The sequence below is a fragment of the Streptomyces fructofermentans genome (genome assembly GCF_014651055.1).
Classification (GTDB): domain Bacteria; phylum Actinomycetota; class Actinomycetes; order Streptomycetales; family Streptomycetaceae; genus Streptomyces; species Streptomyces fructofermentans.
On record NZ_BMWD01000010.1, the window covers coordinates 236,410 to 252,921 of the forward strand.

The window sequence follows — 16,512 nt, forward strand, 5'->3', positions numbered from 1 at the left end:
CGTCCGACGTAACGCGTCAGGCAGCACCCGTCACGCGTCCGAGCGGACGAGCCGATGGGCGGCGCCGGCCAGGGCGAGCACGGTCCAGCCCAGGAAGACCGCGAGCCCGGCGCTGGGGGAGAGCGCCGTCGCGTCGTGGGTCAGGGCGAACATGGACTCGCCCGCGCTGCTCGGCAGGTACGGGCTGATGTCGTCCTGCCACGAGCCGGGCAGCAGCGCGACCAGGCCGGGCACCAGCATCAGCGAGGCGACCAGGACCGAGATGCCGCCGGCGACCGATCGGAGCAGCGCGCCCAGGGCCGTGCCGATCACGCCGACCAGGCCGAGGTAGAGGCCCGCGCCCAGCAGGCTCCTGACCACACCGGGGTGGGAGACCGGGAGGGCCGCGGGTGTCGCGGAGACGATTCCGCCGACGACCAGGAACGCGACGACGACACCGACGGTGGAGAGGGCGAGGGCGACCAGGCCGAACACCGCGGCCTTGGACCACAGCACCGGCAGGCGGCGCGGGACGGCGGCGAGGGTGGAGCGGATCATGCCGGTGGAGTACTCGCCCGCGGTGGCGAGCACCCCCAGCACCCCGATCGCCAGCTGCGCGAAGTTCGTGCCGAACACGGACAGGCCGAGCGCGGTCGCCGAGGCCTCGGCGGCTTCCAGGGGCCGGCCCGAGCCGAGATCCGACCGGTAGTCCGCGGCAGCGATCGCGCCGAACGCGACCAGGAACAAGAGACTCAGGCCGAGGGTGATCCAGGTGGAGCGCAGGGACCACATCTTCGCCCACTCGGAACGCAGGACGCGCAGACCGGTGACCTTGTACGCCGGACGTACCAGTGGTGTAGGTGCGGACGCGGGGCTGTCGCCGACGGTGACCGTGCTCATGCCGCCCTCCCGGGGGTCTCGACGTCGGTGGTCGCGTGGTACTCGACGGCGTCGCGGGTCAGGTCCATGAAGGCCTGCTCCAACGAGACGGTCCGGGAGCGGAGTTCGTACAGCGGGATGCCGTGCTCGGCGGCCCTGAGGCCGATCTCCTGGCTCGACAGGCCCGACACGTGCAGCTCCTCGGATCCGGCGGCACCGGTGACCTCGACGCCGGGACCGGCCAGCACCTCGCGCAGACGGGCGGTTTCGTCGGACGACACAGTGACGGTGTCCCCGCCGGCCCGCTCGACCAACTCACGCACGGTCGTGTCCGCCAGCAGGCGTCCTCGGCCCACGACGATCAAGTGGTCGGCGACCAGGGCCATCTCGCTCATCAGGTGCGAGGAGACGAAGACCGTACGGCCGTCCGCCGCGAGCCCGGTCAGCAGGTTGCGGATCCACAACACGCCTTCGGGGTCGAGGCCGTTGACCGGTTCGTCGAGCATGACCGTCGCCGGGTCGCCGAGCAGCGCCGCGGCGATGCCCAGCCGCTGGCCCATCCCGAGGGAGAAGGCGCCCGCGCGCTTCCCGGCCACCGACTGGAGTCCGGTCAGTCCGATGACCTCCTCGACCCGGCGGCGGGGTATGCCGTGGGTGTGGGCCTGTGCCATGAGGTGGTCGAAGGCGGACCGGCCCGGGTGGATCGACTTGGCCTCCAGCAGCGCGCCGACCTCCCGGAGCGGTGCCGTGTGCCGCGCGTAGGCCCTGCCGTTGACCGTCACGCTGCCGCCGGAGGGCGCGTCCAGCCCGACGATCATGCGCATGGTGGTGGACTTGCCCGCGCCGTTCGGGCCGAGGAAGCCGGTGACGGCGCCGGGCCGGACGACGAAGTCCAGCCGGTCCACCGCCGTCTTCTCCCCGTACCGCTTCGTCAGCTGATGTGCCTCGATCATCGATGTTCCCTCGCGTCCGGGGGCGTGCCCCACCTGGCTGTTCCCGTTCACGCTAGGAGCCGGCGGAACGTGATCCGTGGTACCGGGGAGCCCTGTGCGGCCGGGCACGTAGTACCGCGGTACCACGTGCGCCGGGTGCCCGGACGCGCGGCGGGGCCCCGGCCGACCGGCGCCCTGCCCGCCGCATTCGGGGGAGGCGCGGCGGCGCCGGACCGTGCGGGTCAGGAGAGGCGGTCGAGTCCTGCCAGGCGCGTCCGGGCTGCGGAGCGCACGTCGGCCGTCTCCATCGGGTCGTCCCTCAGGACCGCGACGCGTTCCAGGACGTCCGGGTGGGCGGGGGCCGCGGCGGTTCCCAGCAGCCGGGCCGTCTCCTCGCAGTCCCAGAGGGACTCGGTGTACGCGTGGTCCAGGCCGTCCCGGTCCATGGCGGCCAGTGCCTCCAGGTACGCGGTCCGCTCGTACGAGTGCGGAGTGCGCAGCCACAGGCGCCGCAGATGGGGCACCGCCCCGGCGGCGGCGGGGCCGAACCGGGCCAGCCGCCGGGCCGTCCGGTCGGGGCCGCACCAGGCCCGCGCCGCCCACTGGGCGGCGAGTTCCTCGACGAGCCCCGGCAGCACCTCGGGGCCGGCGTGGTCGGCGAGGACGTCCGCGCCCAGTCGCGCCAGCCAGGGGCGGTCGTCCGCGGCCCAACTGCGCGCCGCCGGCACCGCGGCGGCGCCCAGGCGCTCGACGGCCCGCACGAGCCCGGGCAGGGGCCGGGGACTGTTCCGGCTGCCCAACGAGGGGACCAGCGCGATCAGTTCCCCGGTCGGACCCCGGCCGTTCAGCTCACGCAGCGCGTCGAACTTCACGTCGTCCTCGGCGTGGTCGCCGGAGAGCAGGGCCAGCAGCTCGCCGGTGCCGAGCCCGGCCAGGGACGGTCGCGCAGCGCGCGGGTGGCGCTGGACCTCGATCCCGAACCGCGTCCACGGCTCGGCGAGCCACGGAAGCTCCGCTTCCTTGCCCATCCGGGCCCGCGCCACGTCACCCAGGTCCTCCCACCACTCCGGCGGCCAGACCAGGGACACGGACTCCATCACCTGGACCCAGTGGCCGCCCTCCCGGACATGGGCCCGCAGGGCCTCGCGCGCCTCGTCCGATCCGGCGAGAGCCAGCAACTCCAGTACCTCGCAGGCCCGCAGACAGGAATCCTCGTCCGCCGTCAGGCGGTCCACGATCGGCGCGAGGGGCAGCCGAAGGTCCCGGACGAGCCGCGCCAGGTACAGCGACCGGTCGTCGACCCCGTCCCACCGCCAGTCGCGGCGGATCCCGTCGTACACGAACTCCGAGGCTTTCTCCGGGACTTGCAGCGCGCGCACCGCACCCAGGCCGCGTCCCCGCTGCAACAGGCCTTCCAGGGAATGGTGGTGTGCGTAGGTCATCCCGTACTCGTCGCTCATCACCCGGCACCCTGCCCGACCGGACACCGCACCGCCAGGTGTTTTCGTCCGAGGCCGTACTCGTACGGTGACGGCGTCGCCGGTGTTCGGGCACGGCGCGGCCGACCAGGGTGTGCCCGGTACGACTCAGCGGGTCGACTCAGCGGGTCGACTCAGCGGGTCGGCTCAGGGGGTCGGCTCAGGGGGTCGGCTCAGGGCGTCGCGACGAGCTCGCGTACGAGCGCGGACACCTGCTCCACCTCGATCAGGAAGCCGTCGTGCCCGTAGGGCGACTCGATGACCCGGAGACGGTCCGCGGTGCGGATGCCGGCGGCCAACTCCGCCTGCTGGGACAGGGGGTACAGGCGGTCCGAGCCGACGCCCGCGACGAGGGTCCTGGCTGTCACCCTGCGCAGCGCGGTGCGTGTGCCGCCCCGGTCGCGGCCGATGTCGTGCGCGTTCATGGCGTTCGCCAGCACGACGTAACTGCCCGCGTCGAACCGGCGTACCAGCTTGGCGGCGTGGTGGTCGAGGTAGGACTCGACCTGGTACCTGCCCTGGTTCCAGGGGTCCTCGGAACCCTGCGGCGCGCGACCGAAGCGGGCCTGGAGTTCGGGCTCGCTGCGGTAGGTGACGTGGGCCAGGCGGCGGGCCAGACCGAGCCCTGTGTGCGGTCCCAGGCCCGTGGCGTGGTAGTCGCCGCCCTGCCAGTGGGGGTCGGCGCGGATGGCGTGGAGCTGGATGTTCGCCCAGGCGATGTGCTCCGCGCTCGCGGCCGCCGTGGTGGCGAGCAGGAGGAGTGCGCGTGTGCGCTCCGGACGCGACACCGCCCACTCCAGGGCGCGCATCCCGCCCATGGAGCCGCCGATCACCAGGGCCCAGCGGTCGATGCCGAGCGCGTCGGCGAGTCCGGCCTCGGCGGCCACCTGGTCGCGCTGGGTCAGCGTGGGGAAGGACCCGCCCCAGTGGCGCCCGTCCGGGCGCGGCGAGGACGGTCCGGTGCTGCCCTGGCAGCCGCCCAGTACGTTGGGCGCGACGACGAACCAGCGGTCGGTGTCCAGCGCCCGTCCGGCCCCGACGAGTCCGTTCCACCAGCCGGGGGTGGGGTGTCCTGGTTCCGCGGGGCCGGCGACATGGCTGTCGCCCGTGAGCGCGTGGAGCACCAGTACGGCATTGGAGCCGTCGGCCGCGAGCCGACCCCAGGTCTCGAACGCCAGCCGCACAGCGGGCAGTTCACCGCCGGCCTCCAGCGGCAGCGGCTCCTGCCGCACGTGCCACCGGCGGCGGCCCGGGGGATCCCCCTCGCGCCAGGCCCCGGAGGCCGGCGGGAGGGGGACCGCGGTCCTGGTCGGAACGGTGTTCAGGACGCGCCCTTGGCCGCGCGGAACCCCGCCTCCAGGTCCGCCTTGAGGTCGGCGAGGTTCTCGATGCCGACCGTCAGCCGGACCAGGCCCGGCGAGGTGCCGGTGGCGGCCGACTGGGCCTCGTCGAGCTGGCTGTGGGTGGTGGACGCCGGATGGATGATGAGGCTGCGGACGTCGCCGATGTTCGCGAGGTGACTGAACAGCTCGACGGCGTCCACGAACCGCTTCCCGGCTTCGACGCCGTCGCGCAGTTCGAAGGCCAGCACGGCTCCGGCGCCGCGCGGCAGGTAGCGCCGTCCTGCCTCGTACCAGCGGTTCGAGGGGAGCCCGGGGTAGTGCACGACGGCGACCTCGTCGCGCTGCTCCAGCCATTCGGCCAGGGCCTGGGCGTTGGAGGAGTGGCGTTCGATGCGCAGGCTGAGGGTCTCCACGCCCTGCAGGAGCAGGAAGGCCGAGTGCGGGGAGAGCGCCGGTCCGAGGTCGCGGAGCAGTTGCACCCTCAGCTTGATCGCGAAGGCGCCGGGTCCCAGGGCGGGCCAGTACCGCAGGCCGTGGTAGCTCGGGTCCGGCTCGCTGAAGTCGGGGAAGCGGTCGGCGTGCGCGCCGAAGTCGAAGGTGCCGGCGTCGACGACGACACCGGCGACGGTGGTGCCGTGGCCGCCGAGGAACTTGGTCGCGGAGTGCACCACGATGTCGGCGCCGTGCTCGATGGGCCGCAGCAGGTACGGGGTCGGCACGGTGTTGTCCACGATCAGAGGGACGCCCGACTCGTGCGCGATGTCGGCCACCGCCCGTACGTCGAGTACGTTGCCGCGCGGATTGCCGAGCGTCTCGGCGAACAGGGCCTTGGTGTTCGGCCTGATCGCGGCACGCCAGGCCTCGGGGTCGTCGGGGTCGTCGACGAAGGACACCTCGACGCCGAACCTGGGCAGCGTGTGGCGGAAGAGGTTGTACGTGCCTCCGTACAGGGACGTACTGGAGACGATGTGGTCGCCCGCGCCGGCCAGGGTCAGGACGGCCAGCGTCTCCGCGGCCTGCCCGGAGGCCAGGGCCACCGCCGCGATTCCGCCTTCGAGTGCGGCGATCCGCTGCTCGAAGACGTCCTGGGTCGGGTTGTGGATGCGGGTGTAGATGTTGCCCGGCTCGGCGAGCGAGAAGAGGTCGGCCGCGTGCTGGGTGTCGCGGAAGACGTACGAGGTGGTCTGGTAGATCGGCACCGCCCGGGCGCCGGTCGTCGGATCCGGCACGGCTCCTGCGTGGATCTGCTTGGTCTCGAACGACCAGGCAGAGGTGTCGGGTCCGGCGGGGCCGTCCTCAGGGGTGTGGCCGGCGGTGACGGAGTCGATCGGCTGGCTCATGGTTCTCCCTTGTACGAGGCGTGCTGGGTGCGTGAAGGGCCGCGGGGCGGCTGTCCCGTCAGCGCCGGCCGTCGATGAGGGCAGTGCGCGGGGCAGCGCGGTGCGGTGGTGAGGAAGGTGATGGTGACGGCGCACCAGGACGGCTCCGGGGAGGCCGGCACCGGGCGGCCGTGCGGACGGGGTGGGAGCACCTGGGGTCAGGGGCCGACCGGTGTGTCGCCGCGGAGCGTGATGCGGTGCATCACCCGGTGCTGGTCAGCGTAGTCGCGGTTGGCGTAGTGGGCCGTGCTGCGGTTGTCCCACAGGGCGACGTCCCCCGGCTGCCAGCGGTTCCGTACGACGTGCTCGGGCTTGGTGAGGTGGGCGTACAGGATGTCGAGGATGCCCCTGCTCTCGTGCTCCGAGACGCCGACGACGTGCGAGGTGAAACCGGGGTTCACGAACAGGCCCTTGCGGCCGCTCTCGGGGTGCACCCGCACCACCGGGTGCTCGACGGGGGTCAGGTCGGCGAACACCTCGCCCTCCCACAGGTTGCCGCGGCCCTTCCTGCGCTGCGCCAGGTAGTAGCCGAACTCCCGGGTGCCGTCGTGGACCGCGGTGAGGGTGTCGACGTAGGCCCGCAGTCCGGGCGACAGCGACTCGTAGGCCAGTTGGCTGTCGGCCCAGTTGGTGTCCCCGCCGTTGGGAGGCAGGACGACGGCCCGCAGCACGGAGATGGCCGGCGGCCGTCGTACGAAGGTGACGTCGGTGTGCCACACGTCGGCGAACCCGTTGTCCTGGCTGTCGAGGGAGTACACCTCGGGCGCCACGTCACCCGAGTCGTGGACCGGATGCCCTGCGGTCACCTCGCCCAGACGCCTGCCGAACTCGATCTGGGCGGCGTCGTCGAGGCCGTCCTGGCCCCGGACGAACAGCACCTTGTACTTCACGAGTGCCGCGCGGAGCGCGCGGACCTGGTCGTCGTCGAGGCGTCCGAGGTCGATTCCGTGGATCTCGGCGCCGAAGCGCGGGCCGAGTTCGGTGACGGGCGGCAGTGCCACCGCCGGTCGCTCGCTGAGAATGCTCACCTGGGTTTCCTTTCCCGGGAGTCGACCGCTCTGGTACGCGGCCGTGGTGCGGGTGTCGCTTCCGGTCTCGGGTCGGTACGGGGCCGGGTCAGGCCGCGGCGCTCTTCACCGCGTGTGCGACCCGCACACGCAGCTCGTTGAACTCCTTCGACTCGCGCAGCTCCTCGGCGTCGACGTCACCGCGCGGCAGGTCGATCGGCAGGTCGAGGGCCACGGTTCCCGGGCTCTTGGTCAGCACGACGATGCGCGTGCCGAGGAACACCGCCTCGTCCGCCGAGTGCGTGACGAACACGCTGGTCCGCCCGGTCTGCGCGGTCACCCGGCGGACGTCCTCCTGGAGCCGTTCACGGGTCAGCGCGTCCAGTGCGGCGAACGGCTCGTCGAGGAGGAAGAGGGGGTTCTCGGCGGCGAGCGCCCGGGCGATGGCGACGCGCTGCTGCTGGCCGCCCGAGATCTCCCAGACGCGCCGCCGTTCGGTGCCCTCAAGGCCGACGCGGGCCAGCAACTCCGCCCGGCGCAGCGGCCATTGGGCGCGCTCGACACCCGCGTACCGCAGTGCCAGGTCGATGTTGCCCCGCACGGTGCGCCACGGGAACAGGCGCGGTGTCTGGAAGACGACACCGGCCGTCCCGCCGGGCCGCGGCGCGGCGCCGGAGACCTGGACCGATCCGTGGGTGGGTTGCTCGAACCCCGCGATCAGCCGCAGCAGCGTGCTCTTGCCGCAGCCGGAGGCGCCGACCAGCACGAGGAACTCGCCGGCGGGCACGGTCAGGTCGACCGGTCCCACGGCGGTGACCGTCTCGCCGCCCCGGCCGTACCGGTGGGTGACCCGGTCGAGCCGGACGGCCCCGGCGCGTGCCGGATGCTCCGTGTCGGGGACGGTCGTGGTGGTGTCACTTGAGGACATCGGGCAGCCCCTTCAGGTAGAAGGCCTTGCGGACGGCGGACTCGGCCGGAGCGGCGTCGATCTGCTTCTGGTCGGCCAGGAACCGGGCGGTGTCGGTGACGTAGGTCAGCAGCTTGCCCGGGCTGCCGTCGGTGCCCAGCCAGTCGGCGGACGTGACCTCCTCCGGGGTGAGGAACACGCCCTGCGAGAGCTGTGCCTCGGCGTCCTTCGTGCTGATGCCGAGCTCGTCCGCCACGGCCTTGACCGAGCCTTCGGGGTCGGACCTGATGAGCCGGAGGGCCTCCGCCTCCACCTTCCGCCAGGTGTCGATCACCTCGGGGTCCTCGGCGATCAGCTCGTCGGAGACGACGGCGAGGTCCAGCGTCGGCTTGCCCGCCGCGCCGATCTCCTTGCTGCTGGTGAGCTGGGTACCGGTCTTGCGCAGCTCGTCGAGCGTGGGCAGCCACACGTACGCGGCGTCGATGTCCCCGCGCTCCCAGGCCGCGATGATCGGTTGCGGCTGAAGGTCGATGAGCTTGACGTCGGAGGGCTTCAGGCCCGCCTCCTCCAGTGCCGCCAGCAGGCTGTAGTGCGAGGTGGAGGCGAACGGGGTCGCGATCGTCCGGCCCTTGAGGCCGGCCACGTCGGTGATTCCGGACCCCTTGCGTGCCACCAGTGCCTCGTTCTCGCCGGCCACGTCCAGGATCCACGCGACCTTGTACGGGATCGGCGAGGCTCCAGACACTCCCCGGGCGAAGGGACTCGACCCGAGGGCGGCTATGTCGAGGGATTTGCCGAGGAAGGCCTGGTTGACGCTGGCTCCCGAGTCGAACTTGATCCAGGTGATCTTGTGGTCCGGCAGCGCCTTCTCCAGGAGCTTCCTGTTCTTCACGATCAAGTCGCCGCTGGGGAAGGCGAAGTACCCGATGCGGAGCCGCTTGCCGCTGCCCGACGACGACGCCTCGCTGTCCGACGAGCAGCCGGTGACCGCCGCGGAGACGGCGGCGAGCGCCCCGGCGAGGAGCAGGCGGCGGGAGGGACCTTGGGGAACCGAACGAGACATGGCGGAGCCTTTTCTGTGCTGAGGACGGGGCTGAGGAGAAGGGACGGACGGCAGGGTCGGCGCTGTCAGGCGCGTCCGCGCCAGGGGACGGCGACACGTTCCAGTCGCAGCAGCAGACCGTCGATGATCAGGCCGGAGACACCGATGGCGATGATCCCGACCAGTACCACCGGGGTGTTGTTGTAGTTGGCGGCGTCCTTGACCATGCCCCCGATGCCGGGCAGTCCGTTGACCAACTCGGCTGCGACGAGGGAGGAGTAGGCCACCCCGACGGCCAGCCGCACGCCGGTCAGCGTCTCCGGCAGCGCGGACGGGGCGACGACGTCCCTGACCACGTCCCAGCGCGAGGCGCCCAGCGCGCGGGCTGCCTCGATGAGGCTCTTGGGCACGGCGGCCACGGCCGTGGTGGTGGACACCGCCACGGGAGGGAACGCGGCGACGGCGAGCAGCGTGATCTTCGGCTCCTCGTTGATGCCGAGCCAGATGATGAGGAGTGAGAAGTACGCCAGCGGCGGCAGTGTCCGCAGGAAGGTGATCCAGGGCTCGAACAGGGAACGCAGCCACCCCACCGTTCCCATCAGCAGCCCGAGGACGACTCCCGCGGCGATGCCGATCCCGGCCCCGATCAGGATGCGTCGCAGGCTGATGCCGAGGTGTTCGACGAGGGTGGTGCCGTTGTAGCCGCGGGTGCCGTCGTGCGTCGTGGACACGTCGATGAAGGCGTCCCACACCGCGGACGGCGACGGCACCAGAGTCCGGCTCCAGGTGCCGCTCGCGGCCAGGAGCTGCCACAGCGCGAGGAACAGCAGGAGTGAGCCGAGCGGGAGGGCGACGTGGCGCACCCGCGCGGCGACGCGCGGGCGTCGCGACGCGGGGGTCTTCTCGGGTACGGGGATGGTTTCAGCAGGTGACAGACGTGGGGTCGTGGACACGGGGCGGCCTCCAGGGGGCGCCGGAACGTGGATGGTCGACGTCGGCCGCCGCCGTCGGACGGCCCCGTGGGGTACGGGGCGCGACGGAAGCGGGGACGACACCCTCGAACCCCGGCGGGGGGAGGGTGCGACGGCTCAGGGACCGGGGGAGAGCACCGGCCCGAGGGAGCGTCAGGTAGGTGTGATCAGCGACAACACGCAGCCGGGCGTCGGCACAGGTCGATGACCAGGCGTCGCACCAGGGGCTCGTGAATCATGGGCCCAGTTGTACAGCAGCCGACGTTGTCCACCAAGAGCTGTCCCACGATTCGGAACACTCGAGGAGATCCGCGCCCGGTCAGGTGCGTACGGCCGAGTCGTCACGGGCCGGCAGTCGCAGTCCGAGGTTCTCGCGCAGCGTGGTGCCGGTGTAGTCGGGAGCGACGATCCTCCGCCGGCGCAGTTCGTGCAGCAGGCCGTTGACGACGAAGTCGTGCTCCCGCGGGTCGGCGAGGCCGCCCAGGGTGATGACGTCCAGCACGCCTGCCCGGAAGCGCTCCTCCACCGCGTCGGCGAGTTGCTCGGGGGTGCCGGCGGCGGCCCAGTGGCCCGTGTCCTGGGCGGCGACGACGAGTTCGCGCAGCGTGCGGCCCTGCCGCACATAGCCGGCGAAGATGTCTACGCGGCCGCGGCGGCGGTTCACGGAGGTGATCTCCGGCAGCAGGCTCTCCGGCAGTTTCGCGTCGAGGGGGAGTTCCGACAGGTCGAGTCCGCCGCCGAGCATGTCGGCGACCTGGGCCCGGCCGCGTTCGAAGTCGATCGACTCGCGCCGCTCGCGCACGAGTTGGCGTGCCTCCGCCTCGGTGGCGCCGTAAGTGGCGTGGAACGAGCTGAAGATGAGCGGCAGCCCGTCGGCCCTGCCGAAGCGCTCGGCCCGGCCCCTGATCGCGCGCGTGAAGTCCAGCGCGTGGTCCAGCGTGGGGAGCGACGTGAAGACGACCTCCGCGTAGCGCGCGCCCAGGGCCGTGCCCGCCTCGGACTGCCCGGCCTGCATCTGCACCGGGCGCCGCTGGGGGAGGGGCGGGATGTTCAGCGGACCGGCCACGTCGAAGAAGCGGCCGGAGTGGTTGATCGGGCGCACCCGGTCGCGGTGCAGCACCGCGCTCCCGTCCGGGCCGACGGTCAGGGCCCCGGGTTCCCAGCTGTCCCACAGGGCGTTGACCACCTCCAGGGTCTCCGCGGCCCGTGCGTAGCGCTCCTCGGGGCTGGGCAGTTCGCCCGGCCCGAAGTTCTCCTCGCCGATGGAGGAGGTCACGAGGTTCCAGGCGGCGCGCCCGTTGCTGACGTGGTCGAGGGTCCCGAACAACCGGGCGAGGTTGAAGGGGTGGTTGAAGGTCGTGGAGACCGTGGCGATCAGTCCGATCCGCGAGGTCACCTGACTCAGCGCCGACACGAAGACGAGCGGCTCCTGCGACCCGATCGCCCCCTGGGCGCCGAAGCTGAGCAGATCGGCGGTGAACAGCGCGTCGATCCGCGCCGCCTCGGCGAGCTTCGCGACCCGCACGGCGGTGTCCAGTGTGGACCGGGTCGGATCGACCGCCAGGTCGTACGTCTCCGAGGTGCCGCCGGCTCCGGTGACGGTCTTCAGTGTCCTGGGCTGCTTCGCGCTCACGAACTCGTCCATTCCCACCGGCTCGGTGCTCGCCGACTCCGGTGTCGTCTCGGTGGGCGCGGTCCTTCGGGCGTGCTCGGACGCCCGGACGCGCGCGGTCGGGCCTGGACGGGCACGGCCGACACACGTGCCTGCCAGGGGAAAGCCGAAGAACGGGTCAGCGACAGAGCGCGGTGTGGGTGCGGCACAGGTCCACGTGCCGACGCTTCGTCCGAAGTGGGAGCAGGGCCGCGGTCCGTACGGGTGCGAGGGGCAGCATGAAGGGCGAGGTCCCCACGCCGACTCCCCTCGGTCACGACGCCGGCGCCTGACGGTGCCGTGGTGCGAACGGCGGCCCGGTGCTGCGGCTCGCGTCGAGCCCGTACCACCGCTCCGCAGTCGTTCCTCGACCACGGCGGGCGCCATCGATCAGCAGCCACATGGTCCCCCGCGGTCGTACGGGCCGCAAGACCGTCCGGGCCCCGCACGGCTGTCACGGGAGTGACGGACCGGGCTGCGGCGCGCGGTGCCACGGCTGTCCCGCGCGGACTCGGTGCACCGGTTCCGCGGTGCCACCACTGTCCACATGCCGGACCGCTGCTTGCCGCCCGGGCGTCGGCGGCCGAGGATGCGGCCATGACAGCCAGCCGCCCGCCGCAGCACCGCCGGAGTCCCGTGCGTGCGCAGGGTGCGTGTTGTCGGACCGGCGCCCGCCGCCGATGTCCTGGCCGCTGAGCCTGCGCATCCGCCCGGCCGCACCGCCAACTCGTGCGTGTCGCCGTGCTGTTCCCCACCCGCGCCGCCGTGCGCCGGTCTCCGGACCGTGACGGCCCGCTCGACCCTTCGTCGAAGGACCCCGGCATGTCTTTGCGCTCCGCCCCCGTTCTGCACTGGTTCCTGCCCACCGGCGGTGACGGACGTGACCCCGGTGGGGTGACCGCCGTGCAGGGACGTACCGCCGCGGCCACGCGGCGGCCGGCGGACCTCGGATACCTCGTCGAGGTGGCCCGGGCCGCCGAGCGGGCCGGGTTCGAGAAGGTACTGACCCCCGTGGGCCTCGGCTGCGTGGACCCATGGGTACTGACCTCGGGTGTCGCTGCGTCCACCGAGCGGATCGGATTCCTCGTCGCCTTCCGCGCCGGGCTCGCCCAGCCCACGCTCGTCGCCCAGCAGGCGGACACGTTCCGCAGGCTGTTCGGCGAGCGCATCGCGCTGAACGTCGTGACCGGCGGCGACCCTCGGGAGCAGCGGGCCTACGGGGACCACCTCGACAAGGATGAGCGGTACGCGAGGACGGGCGAACTCATGGACGTGGTCGGCAGGTTGCTGGCCGGCGGGACCGTGGACCTGGACGGGCGGCACGTGCGGGTGGCGGGCGCGCGACTGGAGGAACCGGCCGTCGACCGGCCGGTCGCCCTGTACTTCGGCGGTGCGTCCCCGGCGGCCGAACAAGTGGCCGCCCGCCACGCGGACGTACAACTGCTCTGGGGTGAACCTCCCGCCGCGGTCGCCGAACGGATCGCCCGCCTCCGGCAGGAGGCCGCCGCGCTGGGGCGAACCGTCCGCTTCGGGCTGCGGTTGCACGTCGTCGCGCGGGACACCGCCGAGGAGGCCTGGGCGGAGGCCGACCGCATCCTCGCCGCGTTCGACCCCGAGACGATCCGCGTCTCCCAGGAGCGATTCGCCCGCATGGACTCGGCGGGGCAGGCCCGGATGACAGCCCTGCACGGCGGGCGCAGCGACGCGTTGACGGTCGCCCCCAATCTGTGGGCCGGGATCGGCCTGGTCCGCGAGGGAGCCGGTACGGCACTGGTCGGCTCGCACGCGGAAGTCGCCGAACGGCTCGCGGAGTACTGGAGGTTGGGGGTGGACGAGTTCATCCTCTCCGGCTATCCCCACCTGGAGGAGGCCTACCGGGTGGGCGAGGAGGTCGCCCCGCGGCTCCGGGAGCTGACGCGGGCCGTGGCCGCGTGAGGAGGAGTCGGCGACGGGCGTGAGGGCGGCGCCCTGGCAGGGGCCCCTGAACCGTCAGGCCGCGTGGCAGAGCGCCGCCGGGTCCGTCGCCGCCTCGGCGCGGGCCGCGACCGTGCGCACGGGGCGAGCGGTGGCCGGGGCCTGGGTGCGGTTCCGTGCGAAGACGACAAGGCGCAGCACCGCGAACCGGGCGACGCCGGCGAACGCGGACGCGGACAGGTAGACGGCCTGCTCGATCGCCGGGCCGGGTGCCGCCACCAGGTGCTGGAGGGCGAGCATCGCGGCGGAGGTGACCGCGTACGCCGCCGCGGCGGACCCGGCGGACTGCGTGTGCTGGCGCCAAGTGGCGCGGCCGCCTGCACCGAACGTGAAACGGGCGTGCAGCTCGGTGGCCAGGAGCGTGGACGCCACGGTGATCAGGGCGTTGGCCAGGACCCAGGGAACCGACGAGGCGAGAGCGGCCACGGCGAAGCTGGAGGCGAGCCCGACCCCGCCGCCGCAGAGCACGAAGCGGGCGAACGCGCCGAGGGCACCGGGGGCCGGCGGCTGCCGGTTCTGTGCTGTCTCCATGATCCGACTCCTTCAACGGCCCAGTGCGCGGAGCGCGCTCCCTCGGGTGCGATGCCGGATGTGACAACGAGGGTGCGTCGCGAGTGGAGCCATAGTGGCACATGTGTGGCGCCATGTGGAGCCATTATTGGCGCCACGCATGAACTGATGGCGCCACGCGCGACCGGTCTGCGCGTGTGGGCAGGCCAGGGGCGCGGTCGCCTTCGCTGGTTTCGCGGTGCCGTGGACGGTCGCCGCTCCCGTCGGTGGAAGGTGGAGTGGCGGCGTGGTGGCCGCGGTGTACGGGATCGAGGGGTGCCCTGGCGGTGCCATGTGGCGCCGCTTGGTGCCACTGTGGGTGTCATGAGGGTCGAGATTGCGCGTGACGCCATACTGGCGTGACCTGGTGTCGCCGCATCGCCCCAGGTCGGAGCGTGTGGACGGGTGGGTTGTCGCGGCCGTACCCGCTTCGGGCTTGCGGGTGGCGCCATCGTGGTGCCATGATGGCGTCATGGACCTCACGCCGTATGTCGACACCCTCCGCCGCGAACTCGCGGTGGCCGCCGAAGCCGGCGGCGAAGAAGCCCGCGAGTTGGCGGAGCGGCTGACCGCTCCGCTGGAGTCGGCGACTCGCCTGACGATGCTCAACGTGCTCTCCGCCGCGATGGCCGAGATCACGCTTGAACTCGCCCCCGGCTCGGTCGACGTACGGCTGCGCGGGCTCGACCCCGACTTCGTGGTGACACGTCCGGCGGGCGACGAGGTCCGCGATGCCTACGGGGACAGGAACGGAACCGCCGAGACTCCCAGGGCCCAGGCGCCGGTCCCGGTCGCCGCGGAGGCGGACGACGGCGGCACGGCCCGCGTCAACCTGCGCCTGCCCGCCCACCTCAAGGCGCGAGCCGAGGAGGCCGCCGGCCGCGAAGGCCTGTCGGTCAACGCGTGGCTCGTACGCGCCGTGTCGGCCGCGTTGGACGGGGGCGCCCCGACCCGTCCGGCGGAGCGGGACCGCAGCCGCACCTTCGGACAGAGCTTCACGGGCTGGGTGCGCTGAGCGCACCCGCGTCCGCCCCACTTCACCCACACCACGTCCCACCAGCGGGGACGCCACGAAGACCCAAGAGGACGGGACAGCCATGCCTTCTTCCGACACCGCTTTCGACACCCCGCAGCCGATCTCGGTCACCGCCAACGTGGCCGCCGGCTCCATCCAGTTCTCCGCGAGCGACCGCCTCGACACCCTGGTCGAGGTGCGGCCCCGCGACCCGAAGAAGGACAAGGACGTACGGGTCGCGGAGCAGACCGAGGTCACCTACGCGAACGGCGTGCTGACCATCAGGACACCCAAGGGGCGCTACCTCGTGGGCCCCACCGGCAGCGTCGACGTGACGGTCGAACTGCCCACCGGCTCCCGCGTCGACACCACCGGCTCCTGGACCCAGGTGCTCGGCGAGGGCCGGCTCGGCGAGGTCCGCGTGAAGACGTCGTCGGGCGATGTCCGCCTGGACACGACGGGGCCGCTGCAACTCACCGCGTCGCACGGCTCGATCACCGTGGACCGGGTCGAGGGACCGGCCGAGATCGTCACCAGTTCCGGCAGCGTGCGCGTCGGAGTCGTGGACGGCCGGGCCGTCCTCAAGAACTCGCACGGCTCCACGACCGTGGGCGCCGCGACCGGCGAACTGCGGGTGAGCGGCGCCAACGGCGACATCGACATCCGGAGTGCGGAGGGCTCGGTCACCGCGACCACCGCCCACGGCACCCTGCGTGTCGGTGACGTGGCCCGTGGCACCGTCCACCTGGAGACCTCCTACGGCGCCATCGACATCGGCATCCGCGAGGGCACGGCCGCCTGGCTCGACGTCAGCTCGGGCAACGGGCAGGTGCGCAACACGCTGACCGCGTCCGACAACCCGGACAAGAGCGAGGACACGGTCGAGGTCAGGGCCCGTACCCGCTACGGCAACATCGACATCCGCCGCGCCCGGAGCTGAGTCCCGCACCACTGCGGTGCGCGCCCGGGCGGCGGCCGGCGCCCCCGAGGTGCCCCGCTGCTCGAAGTCCCTTTCCCCGCAGGCCACTTCAGCCTGCCACCCCACTCCTTCACTCCTGCTTCCCACTGGAGGGTCACATGCCTTCATCTGTCATGCCCACGACCAGGAAGGATGACCGGTCGTCACAGCCGGCCATCACCGCGAACGGTTTGCGCAAGTCCTACGGGGACAAGGTCGTGCTCGACGGTGTCGACCTGTCGGTGCCGCGGGGGACGGTGTTCGCGCTGCTCGGTCCGAACGGCGCGGGCAAGACCACCGCGGTGAAGATCCTGTCCACCCTGGTGTCCGCGGACGGCGGGCAGGCCCTCGTCGACGGCCACGACATCACCACCGCCCCCGACCCGGTCCGTGCCGCGATCGGGGTCACCGGGCAGTTCTCCGCCGTCGACGGCCTGATCACCGGCGA

Annotated in this window: 15 protein-coding genes; 4 read left to right on the plus strand and 11 right to left on the minus strand. The window is 72.5% G+C overall.

All coding sequences use genetic code 11. The features are described from left to right. Positions 1 to 30 precede the first annotated feature (30 nt). The 10 genes from IE265_RS16960 to IE265_RS17005 form a co-directional block, all read right to left on the minus strand. Positions 31 to 879, minus strand: coding sequence for an ABC transporter permease (locus tag IE265_RS16960; RefSeq protein ID WP_190036403.1), 849 nt, complete (start codon positions 877 to 879; stop codon positions 31 to 33). Next, complete coding sequence (locus tag IE265_RS16965; protein WP_190036404.1) at positions 876 to 1,811, minus strand: ABC transporter ATP-binding protein; 936 nt, start codon at positions 1,809 to 1,811, stop codon at positions 876 to 878. Before IE265_RS16965 ends, IE265_RS16960 begins: the two co-directional genes overlap by 4 nt. Before the next feature lie 221 nt (positions 1,812 to 2,032). Then, the gene (locus IE265_RS16970) at positions 2,033 to 3,250 is read right to left on the minus strand and encodes a hypothetical protein (RefSeq protein ID WP_190036405.1); all 1,218 of its coding nucleotides are present in this window, start codon (positions 3,248 to 3,250) and stop codon (positions 2,033 to 2,035) included. Positions 3,251 to 3,441: 191 nt separating this feature from the next. Beyond that, a complete protein-coding gene (metX, locus tag IE265_RS16975; RefSeq protein ID WP_190036439.1) occupies positions 3,442 to 4,593 on the minus strand; it encodes a homoserine O-acetyltransferase MetX in 1,152 nt (383 codons plus the stop codon). Next, entirely contained in the window at positions 4,590 to 5,951 is a 1,362-nt protein-coding gene (locus IE265_RS16980) for a bifunctional o-acetylhomoserine/o-acetylserine sulfhydrylase (protein ID WP_190036406.1), read from the minus strand. The genes metX and IE265_RS16980 overlap by 4 nt, the downstream gene beginning before the upstream one ends. A gap of 197 nt (positions 5,952 to 6,148) precedes the next feature. Then, positions 6,149 to 7,018 (minus strand): TauD/TfdA dioxygenase family protein, encoded by an 870-nt coding sequence (locus tag IE265_RS16985; protein ID WP_190036407.1) that lies wholly within the window; start codon positions 7,016 to 7,018, stop codon positions 6,149 to 6,151. An 88-nt stretch (positions 7,019 to 7,106) separates the two neighbouring features. Continuing rightward, entirely contained in the window at positions 7,107 to 7,925 is an 819-nt protein-coding gene (locus IE265_RS16990) for an ABC transporter ATP-binding protein (protein WP_190036408.1), read from the minus strand. Continuing rightward, a complete protein-coding gene (locus IE265_RS16995) occupies positions 7,912 to 8,967 on the minus strand; it encodes a taurine ABC transporter substrate-binding protein (protein ID WP_190036409.1) in 1,056 nt (351 codons plus the stop codon). The genes IE265_RS16990 and IE265_RS16995 overlap by 14 nt, the downstream gene beginning before the upstream one ends. A 65-nt stretch (positions 8,968 to 9,032) precedes the next feature. Continuing rightward, the gene (locus tag IE265_RS17000; protein ID WP_229916239.1) at positions 9,033 to 9,809 is read right to left on the minus strand and encodes an ABC transporter permease; all 777 of its coding nucleotides are present in this window, start codon (positions 9,807 to 9,809) and stop codon (positions 9,033 to 9,035) included. 427 nt (positions 9,810 to 10,236) lie between these two features. Beyond that, a complete protein-coding gene (locus tag IE265_RS17005; RefSeq protein WP_229916233.1) occupies positions 10,237 to 11,550 on the minus strand; it encodes an NtaA/DmoA family FMN-dependent monooxygenase in 1,314 nt (437 codons plus the stop codon). Positions 11,551 to 12,390: 840 nt separating this feature from the next. Between IE265_RS17005 and IE265_RS17010 the strand changes: the two genes are divergently transcribed. Then, a complete protein-coding gene (locus tag IE265_RS17010) occupies positions 12,391 to 13,503 on the plus strand; it encodes an LLM class flavin-dependent oxidoreductase (protein ID WP_190036411.1) in 1,113 nt (370 codons plus the stop codon). A 54-nt stretch (positions 13,504 to 13,557) separates the two neighbouring features. On the opposite strand, the gene IE265_RS17015 is transcribed toward IE265_RS17010, so the two are convergent. Continuing rightward, on the minus strand, positions 13,558 to 14,073 hold the full coding sequence (locus IE265_RS17015) for a GtrA domain-containing protein (RefSeq protein ID WP_190036412.1): 516 nt from the start codon (positions 14,071 to 14,073) through the stop codon (positions 13,558 to 13,560). A gap of 490 nt (positions 14,074 to 14,563) precedes the next feature. On the opposite strand from IE265_RS17015, the gene IE265_RS17020 reads away from it, so the two are divergent. The 3 genes from IE265_RS17020 to IE265_RS17030 form a co-directional block, all read left to right on the plus strand. Continuing rightward, complete coding sequence (locus IE265_RS17020; RefSeq protein WP_190036413.1) at positions 14,564 to 15,106, plus strand: type II toxin-antitoxin system HicB family antitoxin; 543 nt, start codon at positions 14,564 to 14,566, stop codon at positions 15,104 to 15,106. Between the two features lie 82 nt (positions 15,107 to 15,188). After that, entirely contained in the window at positions 15,189 to 16,046 is an 858-nt protein-coding gene (locus IE265_RS17025) for a DUF4097 family beta strand repeat-containing protein (RefSeq protein ID WP_190036414.1), read from the plus strand. Between the two features lie 137 nt (positions 16,047 to 16,183). Then, the coding region (locus IE265_RS17030; RefSeq protein WP_229916234.1) for an ATP-binding cassette domain-containing protein at positions 16,184 to 16,512 on the plus strand (329 nt) is incomplete at its 3' end.

Coding starts and splice junctions, on each gene's coding strand:
- IE265_RS16980 (WP_190036406.1), bottom strand. CDS start 5,951: ATGAGCCAGCCGATCGACTCCGTCACCGCCGGCCACACCCCTGAGGAC.
- IE265_RS16995 (WP_190036409.1), bottom strand. CDS start 8,967: ATGTCTCGTTCGGTTCCCCAAGGTCCCTCCCGCCGCCTGCTCCTCGCC.
- IE265_RS16965 (WP_190036404.1), bottom strand. CDS start 1,811: ATGATCGAGGCACATCAGCTGACGAAGCGGTACGGGGAGAAGACGGCG.
- IE265_RS16970 (WP_190036405.1), bottom strand. CDS start 3,250: ATGAGCGACGAGTACGGGATGACCTACGCACACCACCATTCCCTGGAA.
- IE265_RS17020 (WP_190036413.1), top strand. CDS start 14,564: ATGGACCTCACGCCGTATGTCGACACCCTCCGCCGCGAACTCGCGGTG.
- IE265_RS17015 (WP_190036412.1), bottom strand. CDS start 14,073: ATGGAGACAGCACAGAACCGGCAGCCGCCGGCCCCCGGTGCCCTCGGC.
- IE265_RS16960 (WP_190036403.1), bottom strand. CDS start 879: ATGAGCACGGTCACCGTCGGCGACAGCCCCGCGTCCGCACCTACACCA.
- IE265_RS16990 (WP_190036408.1), bottom strand. CDS start 7,925: ATGTCCTCAAGTGACACCACCACGACCGTCCCCGACACGGAGCATCCG.
- IE265_RS17010 (WP_190036411.1), top strand. CDS start 12,391: ATGTCTTTGCGCTCCGCCCCCGTTCTGCACTGGTTCCTGCCCACCGGC.
- IE265_RS17025 (WP_190036414.1), top strand. CDS start 15,189: ATGCCTTCTTCCGACACCGCTTTCGACACCCCGCAGCCGATCTCGGTC.